This is a genomic window from Caloramator mitchellensis (assembly GCF_001440545.1).
Lineage (GTDB): Bacteria > Bacillota > Clostridia > Clostridiales > Caloramatoraceae > Caloramator > Caloramator mitchellensis.
Genome location: NZ_LKHP01000001.1, coordinates 1 through 17405, shown reverse-complemented (window position 1 = coordinate 17405; position 17405 = coordinate 1). Strand labels below are relative to the sequence as shown.

Here is a 17405-nt window from a genome sequence, read left to right as displayed (position 1 = left end):
ATACTGTTATTGTATTATTTTAACTTGGGAGGTTTAACATGAAAATCGCAGTAATTGATGCTCAAGGTGCTGGAATAGGTCAAACAGTTATCAAAAGATTTAGGAAAGAATTTAAAAATAAAATATATATAATCGCACTAGGAACTAACATCACAGCAACACAGAATATGCTAAAAGCTGGGGCTAATGAAGGTTTTTGCGGTGAAAATGAAATTATTGATTTCTGTATCAGGCAAAATGTAGATGCAATAATTGGGCCTATAGGTATTTTGATTAGTGGTGGTATTAATGGAGAAATTACATCTGCTGTTTCAAATTCTATAATAAAAATGAATTGCAAAAAATATATTATTCCTCTGCAAAAACACGGTTTATATATTCCATATACTGCTAATCTTCAAATCAAAGATATGATTGAGGACATTGTTACGGATATAAAGCAAAATATTTAATATATTTTTTGCATGCATAATGGTAATTCTAAACCCGATGATTCTAATAACTTCTTATCAGTCAATATTTCCTTAGTTGAGCCATCAGCAATTATCTTCCCTTCATTTATAAGAACAGTCCTTTCACATAGCTCTAAAACCATATCTAAATCATGTGTAGCAATTATTTTAGTATGTTCAAAGGACTTCAAGAGGTTAATAAGTCTTCTTCTTGCTCCAGGATCAAGTGCCGATGTAGGTTCATCCATAATTATAATATCTGGCTCCATAGATAAAATTGTGGCTATAGAAACTGCTCTTTTCTCACCGCCTGATAATTTATATGTCACCCTGTCTTTAAGGTGTAGGCATCCAACAGTTCCCAGAGCATTAATAACCCTTTTTTCAACTTCCTTTTCTTCTATTCCAAAGTTCCTTGGACCAAATGCTACATCGTCATAAACTGTGTTCATAAAAAGCTGCTCATCCGGATTTTGAAAACAATATCCTATTCTTTGACGAATATATGCTAATGTCCTTTTAGTTATTGGTGTATCTCCTATCCTTATTTCTCCCTTTTTAGGGAAAAGAAGCCCAACTAAAAGCATTAGCAAAGTTGATTTGCCTGCCCCATTAGCTCCAATAACACCAACAGATTCTCCATGATGAATTGTTAGATTTATATCTTCTATTGCTTTTTTACCGTCTGGATAACTAAAATTTACTTCTCTGAAGCTTATTATATGATGGCTCATTTTATCACTCCTGTAAGAACTAAACCTAAAAATTTTGGTATATTAAACAATCTTGAAGCAATAATAAATATACTCCAAAATATTATAAATTTATAATCATTAATTCTAAATTCGATATTATTCTGAAAACAGAATTCACCATTAAAGCCTCTTAATAGCATTGCATTATAAATATTTTGTGCCCTTTTAAAAGAACGTAGAATTATCTGCCCCAATAGGCTACCTGCAAAAGCAATATTAATACCTTTTTTATCTGGAGCCCTTAGAGTATATGCGTTGATTGTATTTAAAACCTCTTCAGTTAAAACAAATATATACCTGTATGTTAATAAAATTTGAACTGCGAATATTTTAGGCACTTTTAGCATAATCAGTGCTTTTGTTATCTTATCTATTCCTGTAGTAGCAATTAAAATGAATGTTGCAATGATAGTCAGAAGCGTTTTTATTATAATCATAATAAATGAAATCCAGCCATAGGTAATTAAAATTCCGAATAAGTTAGCTGCTACTCGTTTATCCAGTATAGGATTAAATATACCTATCCCTAATGTAAAAGGCAAAGCCAACAGGCTTATCCTCAAAATTGGCTTTGCCCTTAAATCTGACAGAATAAATATTAAAATAGGGTAAAGAAAAAGAGGTAAAATCCTTTCAATATCATACTTACCATATGAAATAACAACTACGATGTATAGAAAAGTAACTAAAACTTTTGTTATTGGATTCAACTTATGAATGGAAGTATCTTTATATGCTGTTTCATCCAGGAATCTAATTTGATTTATAGTATTATTCATATAATCACCGTTTTCATCTAACTTCATGTTTAAATTTCTGTTTGTTTCTAAATATTTTTGTCAAATATCCTATCGCAACTATAAATGCGACAGTAAATATACTGCCAACTATTCCCGAAAAGCTAGTCCCTAATTTTTCATTTTCTATATTTTCACTTTGTGTTTTAAAGCTGTAATCAGGAAGAATAGCTGTTTTCTCCTGCAGATTTCCTATAAGTTCATGTATTTTTCCCTTGGATTCCAACTCTTCCTGTCCTGTAACCTTTGAAATTGACCACTCAAGACCATCTGGATATTCTGAAGCATACCAGGATAATATTCCGCCTATCAATGCTGCAATTAAAAAAAGCCCTACCAAAACCTTTTTAAAATTATTCTTCTTCTCAATTTTTTCAACATCAATCTGTATTAAGCCTGGTTCTACCTCATGAATGAATATAACAACAGCAGCTGTAACCAGCCCTTCAACAACACCAATCGCTAAATGTATTGGCTGCATTAGCATTAAAAATGTTGAAAAAGGAAGTTCAGTTTTTCCTGATAAAAGAGTTTCAACAACAACACTAAACGCACCTAGCTGTAATCCAACTATTGCAGCTACAAGAGAAGTTATAATTATATTTTTCTTTGAATAATTTTTATTTATCAATTTTTTATATACATAAGGATATGCAATAAAGCATGTATAAAATCCTAAATTAAACACATTGCATCCGTATGCCAAAAGTCCTCCATCGCCGAAGAACATTGCTTGTATTAGCAATATTGAAGCCATGGTAACAAAACCTGCATATGGCCCTAAAAGAATGGATAATAACAAACCTCCACCTAGATGGCCTGAAGAGCCTGTTCCTGGAATAGTAAAATTAATCATTTGGGCTGCAAAGACAAATGCCCCCATTACTCCCATCAATGGCACTTTAGACTCATCTGATACATCCTTAATCTTTTTAATTGATTTTGCTGTTATACCAAAGGTTGCCGCAAGCATCGTTCCTCCGACCGTAACTGAAATAAGAGCATCTGACATATGCATAATTAGTACCCCCTAATAAAAAATAATAACCCACGAAGAGCAAATATGCAACCCTTCGTGGGTATTTAATCAAAAATATTAATTTGTTCATAAAGTAATTTACCACAACTATTATAATATGTCAAGTGTGTAAAAATAGTGCTTTAATTTATGTTTGAAAACTCTGTAGTTATTTTGTCAGCTGTAATAAGTTCATTATTATTAATACCTACATTTTGTGTTGTATCCTCGACAACGGGCAGCTTTACTATAAATTCACTGCCAATTCCGAACTCACTAGATACTATTATTTCTCCACCCATAATATTGACTAAGGATTTTACTATAAATAGTCCCAATCCGCTACCTTCTCTTGTTCTTCTGAAAATTGGTTCTACCTGTTTGAATTTCTCAAAAATTTCTTCCAGTTTATCCTTAGGAATACCAATCCCTGTATCTTTAACTTTTATTTCTACAATATTACCTAAATCATATAAAACAACTTCAATGCTATCCCCATCCCTTGTATATTTAATTGCATTTGATAATAAATTTAACAGAACTCTTTCAAGCTTATCAACATCAATTAAAATAAACTTCTCTTCTGTATTAGTGTCAAAGATTACTTCTTTATTGTTGATTTTTGCATATTCTATAACTGAATTTGTAATATCCTCAATAACTTCAACTATATTTACTTTCTGAAGACTAACATCAACTAGTCCAGATTCAAGTTTTGAAACATCCAATAGGTTATTAATAAATCTATTTAATCTATAGCTGTTTTGTTTAATCATCTTTATATATTTTAAGCTGTTTTCTCTTATTGATGGTTCATAATTTTCGATTTGTTTTTCAAGGAGCTGCGCTGAGGAAAAAATTATATTTAACGGAGTTTTAAATTCATGTGAAACATTAGCAAAAAACTCTGATTTAATTTTATCCAATTCAATCGATTCCTTCAATTGTCTTTCCTTCTCGTCTATCTGAACTTTTACCGAATAAAACTTATTTAATACTATTAAGCTAACAACATAAGTAAGAGCTCCTACTAGAATAATTATTATAATAATCATAATGAATAAGAATTTTTCTTTGATTTTTATATTCTCGTTAATATATCCCTTTGGTATTTTTGTAATCAATGTCCAATTAGAGTCATTAATTTTGCAAAAGTAAGCATATGTTGGTACTCCAAGATAAGAATATTCAACAAAACCTTTCTTATTGTTAATAATGTATTCTCCATTTTTAGGATTATCCCTATTTATAACATGGTTAGGGTTTGTAATATATTCATTTAATATAAAATTTTCATTAGGATGGCTCAAAGCTAGACCATTCTCATCAACAATATATGAATACGACTGTTTATAGTCTATTTTTAATTCAGCTATGAGTTCCTTGAATGCATTTATTTTTAATACACCTGCGATAATACCAGTTATCTTATTTTCTTGATTATAAATAGGAGCAGCAACAATGCATCTAATTTTGTTATCAGTTCCTAATTTATCACATAATACAACTCTTTCTCCATTCATTACTCTGTTAAAAATCTTTGTGTTCTTAATATTTTCAACAGAAAAATTACCTGTTCCAAAAACATTTCCTTCAGAATCTGACAAAAATAAGTAGTCGTATAAAGAAAAAGAAGTTTTAATTTGCCTCTCAAAATATGGAATTATCTTTTCATATTCAAGCTGTTTAGAATGAGGAAGCTCTGAAATTAATGTAAGCTCATTCTTTCTTTCCTCTATCCATACTTCTATGAATCTTGAAGTGTTTTGTAATTGACTAAAAGTATAATCATTTATTATTCTTAATATTATTTGTTTTGTTACAGTATAGGAAGCAATAAAAATTAATACTGCAAAAACTATAGTGAAAAATATCGATACAAATAAAGTCTTAACAATTAATTTATTAGCAGTTCTATCCATTCTGTCTCCCCCATTAAAAGTAAGCATTCTTAATAATTATCACGCAGATAAAACCCTTAGAAATACATTTACAATATCAGGGTCAAATTGCGTTCCACTGCATCTTTTTATTTCCATTAAAGCTTCCTCTTTAGTTTTTACTCTATTATAAGGTCTTACATTAGTCATTGCATCAAATGCATCTACAACCGCTAATATTCTACACTCAATAGGGATATCATCTTTTTTTAGCCCTAATGGGTATCCCTTTCCATCATATCTTTCATGATGTTTAAGTATTAGCTCAGCAACATTTGACAAATCAGTTGATGATAATGCTATTCTATATCCTTTTTCAGGATGTTGTTTCATTATTTTCCATTCTTCTTCCGTTAATTTATCAGGTTTTAAAAGTATCGAGTCCGGGATTGCAATTTTACCTAAATCATGGACTTCTGCTAACAGCATCAGATTAGCCATGTTAACAAGTGGGAGTTCAATTTCTTTTCCTACCTTTTCACACAATTCCTTTACCCTATCTGTATGTCCCTTCGTTATAAAATCCTTTTCTGCTAAAGTAGCCAATAAAACACTCAATGTCTGCCTTCTCAAGCTAAAATTATCCAATAATTTATTTTTATACATAGCCTCATCTGCATCTCTAAATGTTTCCATAAGATTTTTAGCTTCATTAGCTGTTGCAAATCCAAAAGAAACTGATAGTATAATTCCTTCATTTTTGTTTTGTTCATTAAATAAATCGATATTATGCTTAATCCTTCTTAAGATATTTTCAGTCAAAAATGCATTTGCTTTTGGCAATATTATCGCAAATTCATCACCACCAGTCCTGGCGATAATATCAGAAGAACGAAGTGATTTCTTTATTGCTTCAGCACATCCCATTATTAATTTATCTCCAAACAAATGCCCAAGTGTATCGTTGACCAACTTAAGTCCATTTAAATCTGCCATAACTATTGTTATTGGATACTCCCTACTCTTTGAAAATCTTTTTAACTCTTCTTGAAAAAATGCTAAATTGTATACACCAGTTAGAGCATCGTGAAGGCTTAAATATTCAAGTCTTTCTTGATATTTCTTGCTTTCGCTAAAATCCGTATATATAGCATATCCTCCAACTACTTCATTGTTTATTTTTATCAGCAAACCTTTAATGTGAACATATATTTGTTTACCTTCCCTGTTATATCTTATCCCCTCTAGCAGAACATGTCCATTGTAAAAAAGTGTATTGGTCACTTCTATCGCTATTTCTTTAAGTTCTTTTGGTATTACTATTTCGTCAACATTCCTGCCAAGACACTCTTCCTTCGAATATCCAAATAATTCCTCAAATGCAGGGTTTACATCAATAATTTTATGTTCCTTATCAAAATGCACTATTGCATCTGGCGAGTTATCGAATAGTGCTTTCAAATATTCATATAGTTCTCTAATATTCTTCTCTGATTTCATCAGTTCATCATATTGAGATTTCAATTCTTCATCTTGAGCATATATTTCTTCGTATAATGATTCAAGTTCATTATAGGCGTCAGAGAGCCTAATAGTCATCTCGTTATAAACATTGTATAATTTTGATATTTCATCGTCCTTATCATTAAAATCTACAACAGCTATGTTGTGCATAGTTGTATCATCGATTATCTTAGTCAATTTATCCAGAGGCTTGGTAATTGATTTTAAATAGTATCTCCCTACAAATAAAGTAAATGATATTATAACTACGCCTAGAATTAGAATACTTATTGAATTAGCATAGGCAGCATATTTGATTTCTTTTACATTCTGAGCAATGACATAATAAATTTTGTATTTTTCATTATAATTAGCTAATGAAAATTTATATTCATTGTTGTAGTAATAATATCCTGTATCTATAAATATTTTACTACCTTTATTTATTTTATCAATCATTCCATTAATAAATGCATTGCTTACCATTGTCCCAAGCTTTGAACTATCAGGATGGTAAAGTAAATAACCATTAGAATCAACAAGATATGCATAACCTTCATACTCAATCTCAATACTTGACAAAAGCTCTTCAAACAAAATTTTGCTCAATACAAAAATTAATTTTCCATCTAAATTTTTGCTATTAAATGATAAAATAATTGCAAAATTATTTTTTTCGAAATTGCTAATCTCGACATTTTGAAAATCAATATTTAAATTTCTTAGTTCATTAAAATTATTCAAATCACCTTGAAAAAACATCTCACTTTTAGAATCTAAAATAATAGTTTTAATTAAGTAATTTTCTATATCCTTATCATTTTGAATTAAATTATATAAATTATCTTTATGTTCGATATTGTTTATGTAAATAAAAATATCATCCTTAATATCTTCAATTGCGTAATCAATATTTTTTATTTGAGCAATAGATATTTTTTTTATTCTATCCTCGTTCATCCTTTGCAAATGCTCTGAAAATATGAGGTAACCAGAAAAAGTAAAAAAAAGCAACAATATTGTAGGTATTAACAGTATTCCAATAGTTAGTTTTCTTTTAATTTTCACTTTTTACCCTCCATACAAAAATAGCTGAGATTTTACACTTTGTAGTCCTCAGCTTGCGAATAATAGACCTATTCTAAGTGTAGTATATCAGTATTTTATGTCAAATTCAATCATATTTTGAATTTTCTTAATTTTTTTACATCGAGATATTTAATAAAACTTTATTAAAAACAATTCACAAAAATTGACTTATTTTGTATAATCATTATTGTGTTTTATATTATCAAGAAAGGAAGCAAGTTATGAGTATTCTAACTGTAAAAAATTTAAATCATGGTTTTGGTGACAGAGCAATATTTGAAGATGTATCTTTCAGGCTCTTAAAAGGCGAACACATTGGCCTTATTGGGGCAAACGGAGAAGGTAAGTCTACTTTTATGAATATTATAACTAGAAAATTAGAGCCAGACGAAGGAGAAATCGAATGGGCTAATAGAGTTAGGGCTGGATATTTAGACCAACATACCATATTGGAAAAGGGTATGACCATTAGAGATGTTTTGAAAAGTGCATTTAAATATTTGTTTGAACTTGAAGAAGAATATAATATCATTTGTGAAAAATTAGCAGCAGTTTCACCCGAAGAGATGGAAGCACTTCTCGAAGATATGGGAACAATACAGGACATTTTAACTCATAATGATTTTTATATTATTGACACTAAGGTTGAAGAAATTGCAAGGGGATTGGGTTTAAGCGACATTGGACTTGATAGAGACGTAAACGATTTGAGTGGTGGTCAAAGAACTAAGGTTCTGCTTGCAAAACTCCTTCTCGAAAAGCCTGATATATTACTTCTTGACGAGCCAACTAATTACCTTGATGAAGTTCATATAGAATGGCTAAAAAAGTATTTGCTGGAGTATGAAAATGCTTTTATTTTAATAAGTCATGATATACCTTTTTTAAATAGCGTTGTTAATCTAATTTATCACATGGAAAATAAAAAACTAACACGTTATGTTGGAAATTATGATGATTTTGTAAGAGTTTATGAAGCTAAAAAGCAACAACTTGAGGCAGCTTATAAAAAGCAACAGCAGGAAATAGAGGAACTTGAGGATTTTATAGCAAGAAATAAAGCACGAGTTGCAACTAGAAATATGGCAATGTCACGTCAAAAGAAACTTGAAAAAATGGAAAAAATTGAACTTGTAAAGGAAAAACCAAAACCTGAATTTATATTCAAGGAAGCAAGAGCGTCAGGTAAGCTTATATTTGAAACAAGGGACTTAATAATAGGATATGACTCACCCCTATCAAAGCCGCTTAATCTAAGAATGGAAAGAGGCCAAAAAATTGCATTAGTTGGTGCCAATGGACTTGGAAAAACAACCCTTTTAAAAAGTATACTTGGTGAAATAAAGCCAATCGCCGGAGAAGTTGAACTTGGGGACTACCTATACATTGGCTACTTTGAACAAGAAACTAAAGATAACAACTATAATACCTGCATAGAAGAAATATGGAACGAGTTCCCTGGCTTTAATCAATTTGAAGTTAGGCTTGCTCTTGCAAAATGCGGACTTACAACTAAGCAAATTGAAAGCAAAATAATGGTATTAAGCGGCGGCGAGCAAGCAAAAGTTAGACTCTGCAAAGTTATAAATAAGGAAACTAATCTCCTTGTTTTGGACGAGCCTACTAACCATCTTGATGTTGATGCTAAGGAAGAGCTAAAAAGAGCCTTGAGGGACTACAAAGGAAGCATTCTTCTAATAAGCCACGAACCTGAATTTTATTCCGACATCGCGACTGATGTTTGGAACTGCGAAAACTGGACCACAAAACTATTTTAGTGACATTCACTTGATTTCTTGAGTTCTTGAATTGTTTGACAATTTAAACTCAAATTTTACATTAAAATATTATCTAATGTTGTTTTCTATATAAGTAAATCCCATGAAATATTCCGAGAATATATCTTTGTCAAGCGATTGTTTTTTAGTTGCTTAATGAAAAGATTAATCTCAGATGTTCTCATGGGATTTAAAATTTTATTTAATTACTTCTTGAATATTTTTAGTGGACTTCCTGTTGGTAAGAAAGTATATCCAAAGTGATGATTTAGAACTGTAGCTGCAGAACCATAAAATGATAAAATAGAAATTATTAGTTCTGACCATGCTGCAAGTTTATGTGCTGCCTCTGCTGCAATACCAAATGAATTCAATGTAAGTCCAATAAATAAGAAATCGATGAATATAAAAATTGATAATAATACTTTGTTTGTTTCTATTGAGCCAATAGTCATATAAATAGTAAAGATTAAGTATCCTAGGAATGCAAATCCTAACTGTTTCCCGTCTACATTTGATGCTAGATTTTGTCCGAAGAATCCAAGCTTAATTAACCATGACATAGCTACTGCAAACCAAAAGAAAGCATATCCTCCAAAAGCTGTTGCTCCAAAGATATTGTTTCTTTTTGTATCGATTAAGCATGCATATAGCTGTGCAAAAGCACCTAGAAAAATTGCCCATGGAATTACAAATGATAATCCTTCTGTAATCCCAAGCTTTTGCGACGATGCTACAAGTGTTACCATTGCAAGACCAAATAAGCCTAAACCTGCTGGTTCTGAAACTGTAATTTTTACATTTTGAGTTTCATTAATATTCATAATTCCCCTCCTAATAACATAATTCGACAATATATTAACATATTGTCATTAAAATGTCAATTTACATTACAGTAATTAAAAAAACAAAAGAGCCTAAAGTTAGGCTCAAGTCAATTTTACAACAACTCTATATTTTCTTTTATACATTCTTCGATTATATTTTCAGGCCATACTGAAGCCTGAACTTCTCCTATATGCTTTTTTCTCAAGAAAAACATGCATATTCTTGATTGGCCTATTCCTCCACCTATTGTAAATGGCAGTTCGTCATTTATGAGCATTCTATGAAATGGTTGTTCCAATCTATCTAAACAATTGTTTTTTGACAATTGATAAATTAACGCAGTTTTATCTACTCTTATCCCCATAGATGACATTTCAAATGCACAATCAAGAGTTGGATAATAAAAGATAATATCTCCATTTAAATTCCAGTCATCATAATCAGGAGACCTACCATCATGTTTTATTCCCGACCTTAATGTATCTCCTATTTTCATCAAAAAAACAGCTCCATATTTTTTAACTGCTTCATATTCTCTTTCCTTTGGAGTTAAATCCGGGTATTGGTCTTCTAACTCCTGTGTGGTCATAAAAGTTATATCCTTTGGAAGAATTGGCTTTATAAAAGGATACAAGGTATATACATAAAGTTCAGTTTGCCTAAATACGCTATATATATCTTTAACAATTTGCTTTAATGTTTGAATATTCCTCTGTTCCTTTAAAATTATCTTTTCCCAATCCCACTGATCGACATATATAGAATGCAGTCTATCTAAAGTTTCATCTCTTCTAATTGCATTCATATCCGTATACAATCCTTCCCCTGGAGAAAAACCGTATCTCTTTAGGGCAAATCTTTTCCACTTTGCCAAAGATTGAACAACCTCAATAGTTTCATTCTTTAAATCCAATGCATCGAAGGCAACCGTTCTTTCAACTCCATTTAAATAATCATTTAAACCAGTCGATTTCTGGACAAACAAAGGTGCAGATACCCTTGTTAAGTTAAGTTTATGCGATAGAGCAGTTTCGAAATAATCCTTTATTCGTTTAATTGCAACTTCTGTTTCTCTTAAATTCAAATTACTTTTAATTTCTTCAATTTGCTTCCACTCCATTGTAAACCTCCTTCAATTCTCATTTATGTATTAATTTTGCAGCGCTACAAAAATAAAAAGCCTTTCATCCCTAATGGGACGAAAGGCTACTTCCGCGGTACCACCCAAATTGTAAAAACCACTCTCAGTTCGGAGCATTGCTCGAAACTGTTCTCGTTTTAACGGTTGAGATTTCCGCCCAAGTCTACTCTCAAAAGATTTCGGTTGGGAGCTAAGGGATGTTCTTCAATAAAGGCTTCATACTGGTCTCACACCACCACCAGCTCGCTGTAATTACTTCCTATATCTACTCTTCCCTTCATCGCTTTTAAGTAATTATAAAATAGAATTTTTTACATGTCAATGGTTTTTTGTGAAAATTGAAGGATTTTTATTAAAGACTTTCAATTATCTATTTTAACTTTTTTTCATCTTTCAATAATTCTATTGTCTTTTCAATTCTATTTTTTCTTGTTTCTTCTTTTTTAGCACTTGTTATCCACGTTATATATTCTTTTTTATTGGTATATGACAATTTATTAAAAAACTCCTTTGCTTTGGGGTTTTCATCTAATAACTTTTCAAAATCCTCTGGTATTTCAACAACTCTTTCATCTTCATCTTTTTCTATTTCAACCGTTATTAAATCTCCTATATCTTTTCCTATCTCCTTTCTTATGGCTTGAGTAATTCCTATCATGTAGCATCCACCCATAGATACTATAGACCCTCTATACTCTTTTTCATTAAACCTCGCCTTTACTTTAACTCTTTTTGCCCCAAAAATTTCTTCAACATCAAAAGGAATTTCAACATAAGCTCCGTTAACTCCTTCGGCTTTTTTGATTTCTGCTGTAAACACCTTTCTCACGCAAATCCCTCCAAAATTAGTAAAATACTTTTTTAATAAACCTTTTATAAAATAATTTTATCCATAGTGATAATATTATTGTAGTAAATAAAACATAGATGTAAAAATATTCATTTTCAAATTTTTTTGCAATTATAGCTAACCAATATGACGGGAATACAGCAAATATTTTTTCAAATAAACCTTCAAAGAAAAAAGGAACAAAAATAAAAAGTATATTGATATTAACAAGTTTAGTCCAAGCTAAGCCTTCAACTTTATTTTTTGATGAAGTAATAATTATAAGTGACATGATCAAAGCATTTAATACAGATATTGCTGATAGTAATACTACCTGAAAAAAGTTAAAGTTAGTCAAACTGAAAGAATAAACCAAGACTATTGAAAATACAAAAGAAACAAAACATGGTATAAATAATCTCCAAACAAGATATCCTCTTTTGTTAAGAGGAGTAATCATAAGGTATTGAGAAGTGTTTTCATCTAATTCTTCTAAAATCACTAAACTTGATATTATACTAAAAAAGCATGGAGATAGATATACAAAAACTACATCAAGCAGCAGATAATATGCCTCTAAAACGTTTTGAATTCCAAACTTAGTTGAAATAATTTTGTTTGCAAAAGCAATTAACAACTTAAAGGCGAATGCTGTAATGATTGGGGATATAATTAAAATCGATAATATATTGTCTCTAAAAATTATTTTAAATGAATATTTTACAAATGCTCTATTAATCGCCATTTCTAACGCCCCCAATATTTATTAACATATTATTAATTTTCAACGTGGCCCACTTAAAAAACAACATAAGCCATAATGCAAAAATTATAATATAATGTGGATTTACCTTTATTGCTCTCATACCAGACAATAGCATGTTAAAAACAATATTTCCCGGGAGAATATTTAATATTGAATTATTTATTCCTAATAAAATTGCAAAAGGTGGAATTGAAAGAAAAATACCTAATGGAATAATCCTTACGATAAATTGATTAATTGAATTAACTGTTGAGGCTACTATTATCCCTGAGAGAGTTGATATAAACGAACCAAAAATAACACCACTAAATATAAAAAACAAGTTATAGTTGTTCAAATCAAAGCTAATAGTTACGATAGCTAAACTTGATAATTCAGAAATAATTGAGATAGAAATTACCTTGGCAATAATATATTCTTCTGCTCTTAATGGAGTAATTAATAGTGCTTGCAATACGTTTTCGCTTTTTTCAAAAAGAATAATTGCACCCATGAAAATCATGCCAAGTGCTACAGGGTCAGAAAATAATACAACAACTGCAATTATATTCTTATAGTCATTAGGCACAAAATAAATTAATAAAATATATAAAAGAGATAAAAGACTATACAGATAGTAAAAGCCATACTTAAATTGAAATTTAATATCATTTTTGATTGCGTTTATTATTCTCAATCCAAACACCTTCCAGTCATTTCTATAAATATATCCTCAAGAGTAGGCTCTACAGAATGAATACTTACAAGTAAATTTTCATTAATTGCTCTGATTAGACTTTTATCATTTGAAGTTTCATTTAGAGGAGTCTGCTTTTCATATTGAATATTTCCATCGCAATAAGAATATCTTAAAACGCTTTTTTTGGATTTCATGATTAAATTTTTAGGACTATCTAATGCCTTTATTTTCCCATCCACAATAAATGCAACTCTATCACAAATTTCAGTTGCAAGATACATGTTATGAGTGGTAATTAATATTGTTTTACCTAACTTTTTTTGTTCTAAAATTATATCTTTTATTAATCTTGAGTTTGCAGGATCCAAACCTGTGGTAGGTTCGTCTAAAAACAATATTTTAGGTTGGTGTGAGAGTGATTTTACAAAGTTTAATCGTGTTTTCATGCCCTTTGAAAACTCTGAAACTTTTTTGTTATCAAATTCTTTTAAGCCAACCATGTTAAGCAATTCAATACTATCTATTCTCGAATTTTTATAAAGTGACGCAAAATAGTTCATATTTTCAAGTGCAGTAAATTTTGCATATAATGTTGGAAATTCAAAAACAACTCCAATTTTTTCGTAAAATTCAGTTTTGTGATTTTTTACTTCCTCCCCATCAACTTTGACATTGCCCTCATAATCCTTGATTGTCCCGGTTAATATTTTCTGCAGTGTGCTTTTACCAGCCCCTGATGGACCAAGAAAACCAAATATTTCACCTTTATCTACATTAAAAGTCATGTCTTTAATAAATTCTTTATTTTTTTGATAGCTGAAATTCAGTTTGTTCACTTCAATCATTTCAATTCACCTCAAAAATACTATTGGCTAATCCTTCTATCAAAATCTTAATTGCTTCATCAAAATTGTTCCCTATTTCTCTTTCGTGCAACAATGTCATAAAAATTGCTCTTAATACTGCAACTAATACATTCTTATCTATTTTATTTTCCAAATTAAATTTTTCAATCATATGATTTGCTAAAGCCTCATCAAAATCATCATGTTTTAACAATACCTTTTCAGGAAGCTTTCTATAAATTAACTCAATCTCATTGTTTTTTATTATGTTAATTATGAAAGAATTTTTAACACTTATTATTAAATTGAAAATTGTCTCTGTAAACAAGTATTTGTAATCTTTACTATATGAATCTAAATCTTTAAAGGCATCTTTAAATATATTCTTTTGGAAATCTTCAAGAACTTCAAAAAATAACGCTTCTTTGGATTCAAAAAAAATATAGAAGGCTCCTTTGGAAATTCCAGCCATTTTACTTAGCTCATCAACTGTCGTTTTCTTAACACCATATTTCTTAAGACATTCTTTCGCTGATAAAATCAGCTTTTCTCGTATAATCTCCTTTTCATAGTCAGTAAAAGCGACTGCCATTAAATCACCCCCTGTATATTATATGACCAAATTTGTATTTATAGTCATATAATATTATATATTTTTTATTTAGTCAATAAAAAAACCGCTAGCCTATGCTAACGGTTCTTTATAGTAATTTATAGTGTTTCTTCTCCTGGATGCCAATCAATTGGGCAAAGTCCACCAGTTTGTAGTGCTGATAAAACTCTTAATGTTTCATCTACGCTTCTGCCTATGTTCAAATCATGTATAACTGAATATCTTACATTTCCTTCTGGGTCAATTATAAAAAGGCCTCTTAAGGCTAATCCTTCTTCTTCAACTAAAACTCCATAATCATTTGAAACTTTTTTTGTAAAATCCGAAGCTATTGGGAAATTAATTTGTCCTAAATCACCCTTAATCCATGCCTGGTGTGAGAATTCACTGTCTGTGCTTACAGCTAGAAGTTCGGCGTTAAGTTTTCTAAAGTCCTCTGCTCTTTTGCTATATCCAGTTATTTCTGTTGGACAAACAAAAGTAAAATCAAGAGGATAAAAGAACATTACAAGCCACTTTCCCTTGTAGTCATCAAGATGAACCTTAATAAAATCCTGTCCGTTACCACTTACGGCCTTCATTTCAAAATAAGGTGCTTTTTTACCTACTAGTCTTTCCATAGTATTCCTCCTAAATAATTTATTTTATTTGATAATTATTTTCTATTAATATTATATATTATTATATTTTCTCTTTCAAGCATATTTTTTCACTTTTTATAAAAATTTATTTAATTTATTCGAATTATTTTAAAATTTAGCTTAAGCACACAAAAAAACTCCACCAAAATAATGATGGAGTTTTTAAATTATCTTATAAAATTTGTATAAACCTTCTTTTCTTTTTCAGGAATCTCTAAAATTTTTTCTGCACTCTTTAACGACTTTAAAAGGTGTGCCATGTTTTTTCCAAGAATCCTCATAATCTGAACACCTTCTTCATCCTGCAAAGCTTCTGAAGGTTTAGCACCATGAATAACATTCCAATAGTTTGAAGAAGGAATAAACATTTCTGCATAATTAATATAATTATTCAACTGATTGAATGTTGTAACGCCACCTGAACGTCTAACAGCTACTACTGATGCTCCAACCTTGTATCTAAATAATCCTCCATTTGCCGATGCTACATAAAATGCTCTGTCTAAAAAAGCCTTCATAGTAGCTGCTATTGAAGAATAATGAACAGGAGAACCTAATACTATTCCATCTGCTTCCTTCATCTTTTGAATCCACTCATTTACTTCATCATCTATTGCACATCTTTCATTTTTGTTCTTAAAGCACATCCCACAGGCTATACATCCTCTAATAAGCTTATCTCCTACATGGATTATTTCAAATTCAATTCCTTCTTTTTTCAGTTCTTCACCAACTATACTTAAAGCAGTATATGTATTACCCTCTTTTTTAGGACTTCCATTAAAAGCAACTACTTTCATAGCAAGCACTCCTTATTTCATCTCCATATAATTCAATCCCCATGAAACACCATACTTGTCAACTACAACCGCATGGAATGCACCCCAGAATGTTTTTTGCAGTTCAAATATAACATTTCCTTCTTCTTTCAATTTATCGTATATTTTTTGTATTTCTTCAAAATCATTTAGCTCGAGAATTAGCTGAACATTATTTCCTATTGATTTGTTTCCTAAGAAATCTACAAAGTAGAATATGCAGTTTTCATTTACGTGTAATTCAGAATGAATTATCTTTCCTTCTTGTCCTTTAAACATTTCTATATTGTTTGCATGTTGAACGTTTTTTATTTCTCCTCCGAAAACATCTCTGTAAAACTCTAGCGCTTCGTTGCAGTTTTCAACGGAAATATTAGGTGTTATTCTCTTCATAAATCTTCCTCCCTTTAATTTGTATTAAAATATTTTATCTCTTAAACTTTTTAGGAACAACTCAGCTGTTCCAAGATTAGTTGCAAGAGGAACGCTATGAACATCGCAAATTCTTAATAATGCAGTAACATCTGGCTCGTGAGGCTGAGCAGTAAGTGGATCTCTTAAGAAAATTACCATATCAATATCACCCTGAGCAACCAATCCACCTATTTGTTGGTCACCACCATAAGGCCCTGATAAAAACCTATGAACCTTTAGTCCCGTTGCCTCTTGTATTAATTTTCCTGTTGTTCCTGTGGCAAATAGCTCTTCATTTTCAAATGCTTTCTTGTTTTTTACTATAAATTCTACCATATCGTCCTTTTTCTTGTCATGTGCAATAAGTGCAATTCTCATAATTTACCTCCATTTAATAATCTATATAATAAATATATCAGAGCTATTTATATTTTCAAGATAAAAAATAAGTCCCCAATTTTTGGGGATATATTACTTAATAGAACCCGAAACCATACCCTTTATGATGTGCTTTTGGCCAATAATAAATCCAACTATTATTGGTGCAGCTGCCATCAAC

18 protein-coding genes and 1 other annotated feature are annotated in these 17405 nt (G+C 30.4%); of the genes, 2 read left to right on the top strand and 16 right to left on the bottom strand.

Going from position 1 to position 17405, the window contains the following annotated elements; all coding sequences use genetic code 11:
• Positions 1-38 precede the first annotated feature (38 nt).
• Positions 39-452: a DUF3842 family protein gene (locus ABG79_RS00090; protein ID WP_057975849.1), complete on the top strand. Its 414-nt coding sequence runs from the start codon at positions 39-41 to the stop codon at positions 450-452.
• Here the strand turns inward: ABG79_RS00090 and ABG79_RS00085 are convergent.
• The 5 genes from ABG79_RS00085 to ABG79_RS00065 form a co-directional block, all read right to left on the bottom strand.
• Positions 449-1186 (bottom strand): energy-coupling factor ABC transporter ATP-binding protein, encoded by a 738-nt coding sequence (locus ABG79_RS00085; RefSeq protein WP_057975848.1) that lies wholly within the window; start codon positions 1184-1186, stop codon positions 449-451. The genes ABG79_RS00090 and ABG79_RS00085 overlap by 4 nt on opposite strands.
• A complete protein-coding gene (locus ABG79_RS00080; RefSeq protein WP_242859281.1) occupies positions 1183-2013 on the bottom strand; it encodes an energy-coupling factor transporter transmembrane component T family protein in 831 nt (276 codons plus the stop codon). The genes ABG79_RS00085 and ABG79_RS00080 overlap by 4 nt, the downstream gene beginning before the upstream one ends.
• Positions 2000-3022, bottom strand: coding sequence for an energy-coupling factor ABC transporter permease (locus tag ABG79_RS00075; protein WP_057975844.1), 1023 nt, complete (start codon positions 3020-3022; stop codon positions 2000-2002). The genes ABG79_RS00080 and ABG79_RS00075 overlap by 14 nt, the downstream gene beginning before the upstream one ends.
• Positions 3023-3165: 143 nt before the next feature.
• The gene (locus ABG79_RS00070) at positions 3166-4944 is read right to left on the bottom strand and encodes a sensor histidine kinase (RefSeq protein WP_057975842.1); all 1779 of its coding nucleotides are present in this window, start codon (positions 4942-4944) and stop codon (positions 3166-3168) included.
• 39 nt (positions 4945-4983) lie between these two features.
• The gene (locus tag ABG79_RS00065) at positions 4984-7473 is read right to left on the bottom strand and encodes an HD domain-containing phosphohydrolase (RefSeq protein ID WP_057975840.1); all 2490 of its coding nucleotides are present in this window, start codon (positions 7471-7473) and stop codon (positions 4984-4986) included.
• A 242-nt stretch (positions 7474-7715) separates the two neighbouring features.
• On the opposite strand from ABG79_RS00065, the gene ABG79_RS00060 reads away from it, so the two are divergent.
• Positions 7716-9272 carry an ABC-F family ATP-binding cassette domain-containing protein gene (locus ABG79_RS00060; protein WP_057975838.1) on the top strand — a complete coding sequence of 519 codons (1557 nt, stop codon included), beginning with the start codon at positions 7716-7718 and terminating at the stop codon, positions 9270-9272.
• A 206-nt stretch (positions 9273-9478) separates the two neighbouring features.
• On the opposite strand, the gene ABG79_RS00055 is transcribed toward ABG79_RS00060, so the two are convergent.
• The 11 genes from ABG79_RS00055 to mgsA form a co-directional block, all read right to left on the bottom strand.
• Entirely contained in the window at positions 9479-10096 is a 618-nt protein-coding gene (locus tag ABG79_RS00055; RefSeq protein ID WP_057975836.1) for an acetate uptake transporter, read from the bottom strand.
• A gap of 116 nt (positions 10097-10212) precedes the next feature.
• Positions 10213-11220 (bottom strand): aspartate--ammonia ligase, encoded by a 1008-nt coding sequence (asnA, locus tag ABG79_RS00050; RefSeq protein ID WP_057975834.1) that lies wholly within the window; start codon positions 11218-11220, stop codon positions 10213-10215.
• 71 nt (positions 11221-11291) lie between these two features.
• Positions 11292-11531 (bottom strand) — a binding site (T-box leader).
• 80 nt (positions 11532-11611) lie between these two features.
• Complete coding sequence (locus ABG79_RS00045; RefSeq protein ID WP_057975832.1) at positions 11612-12070, bottom strand: YdeI/OmpD-associated family protein; 459 nt, start codon at positions 12068-12070, stop codon at positions 11612-11614.
• Between the two features lie 16 nt (positions 12071-12086).
• A complete protein-coding gene (locus ABG79_RS00040; protein ID WP_057975830.1) occupies positions 12087-12815 on the bottom strand; it encodes a hypothetical protein in 729 nt (242 codons plus the stop codon).
• Positions 12805-13512: a fluoroquinolone export ABC transporter permease subunit gene (locus tag ABG79_RS00035; protein ID WP_057975828.1), complete on the bottom strand. Its 708-nt coding sequence runs from the start codon at positions 13510-13512 to the stop codon at positions 12805-12807. The genes ABG79_RS00040 and ABG79_RS00035 overlap by 11 nt, the downstream gene beginning before the upstream one ends.
• The gene (locus ABG79_RS00030) at positions 13509-14360 is read right to left on the bottom strand and encodes an ABC transporter ATP-binding protein (protein ID WP_057975826.1); all 852 of its coding nucleotides are present in this window, start codon (positions 14358-14360) and stop codon (positions 13509-13511) included. The genes ABG79_RS00035 and ABG79_RS00030 overlap by 4 nt, the downstream gene beginning before the upstream one ends.
• 1 nt (position 14361) lies before the next feature.
• Entirely contained in the window at positions 14362-14952 is a 591-nt protein-coding gene (locus tag ABG79_RS00025; protein ID WP_057975824.1) for a TetR/AcrR family transcriptional regulator, read from the bottom strand.
• 119 nt (positions 14953-15071) lie between these two features.
• On the bottom strand, positions 15072-15593 hold the full coding sequence (locus tag ABG79_RS00020; protein WP_057975822.1) for a peroxiredoxin: 522 nt from the start codon (positions 15591-15593) through the stop codon (positions 15072-15074).
• A gap of 188 nt (positions 15594-15781) precedes the next feature.
• The gene (locus ABG79_RS00015) at positions 15782-16414 is read right to left on the bottom strand and encodes a flavodoxin family protein (RefSeq protein ID WP_057975820.1); all 633 of its coding nucleotides are present in this window, start codon (positions 16412-16414) and stop codon (positions 15782-15784) included.
• 12 nt (positions 16415-16426) lie between these two features.
• Positions 16427-16825 (bottom strand): VOC family protein, encoded by a 399-nt coding sequence (locus tag ABG79_RS00010; RefSeq protein ID WP_057975818.1) that lies wholly within the window; start codon positions 16823-16825, stop codon positions 16427-16429.
• Between the two features lie 24 nt (positions 16826-16849).
• Entirely contained in the window at positions 16850-17224 is a 375-nt protein-coding gene (gene mgsA / locus ABG79_RS00005) for a methylglyoxal synthase (protein WP_057975816.1), read from the bottom strand.
• Positions 17225-17405 lie beyond the last annotated feature (181 nt).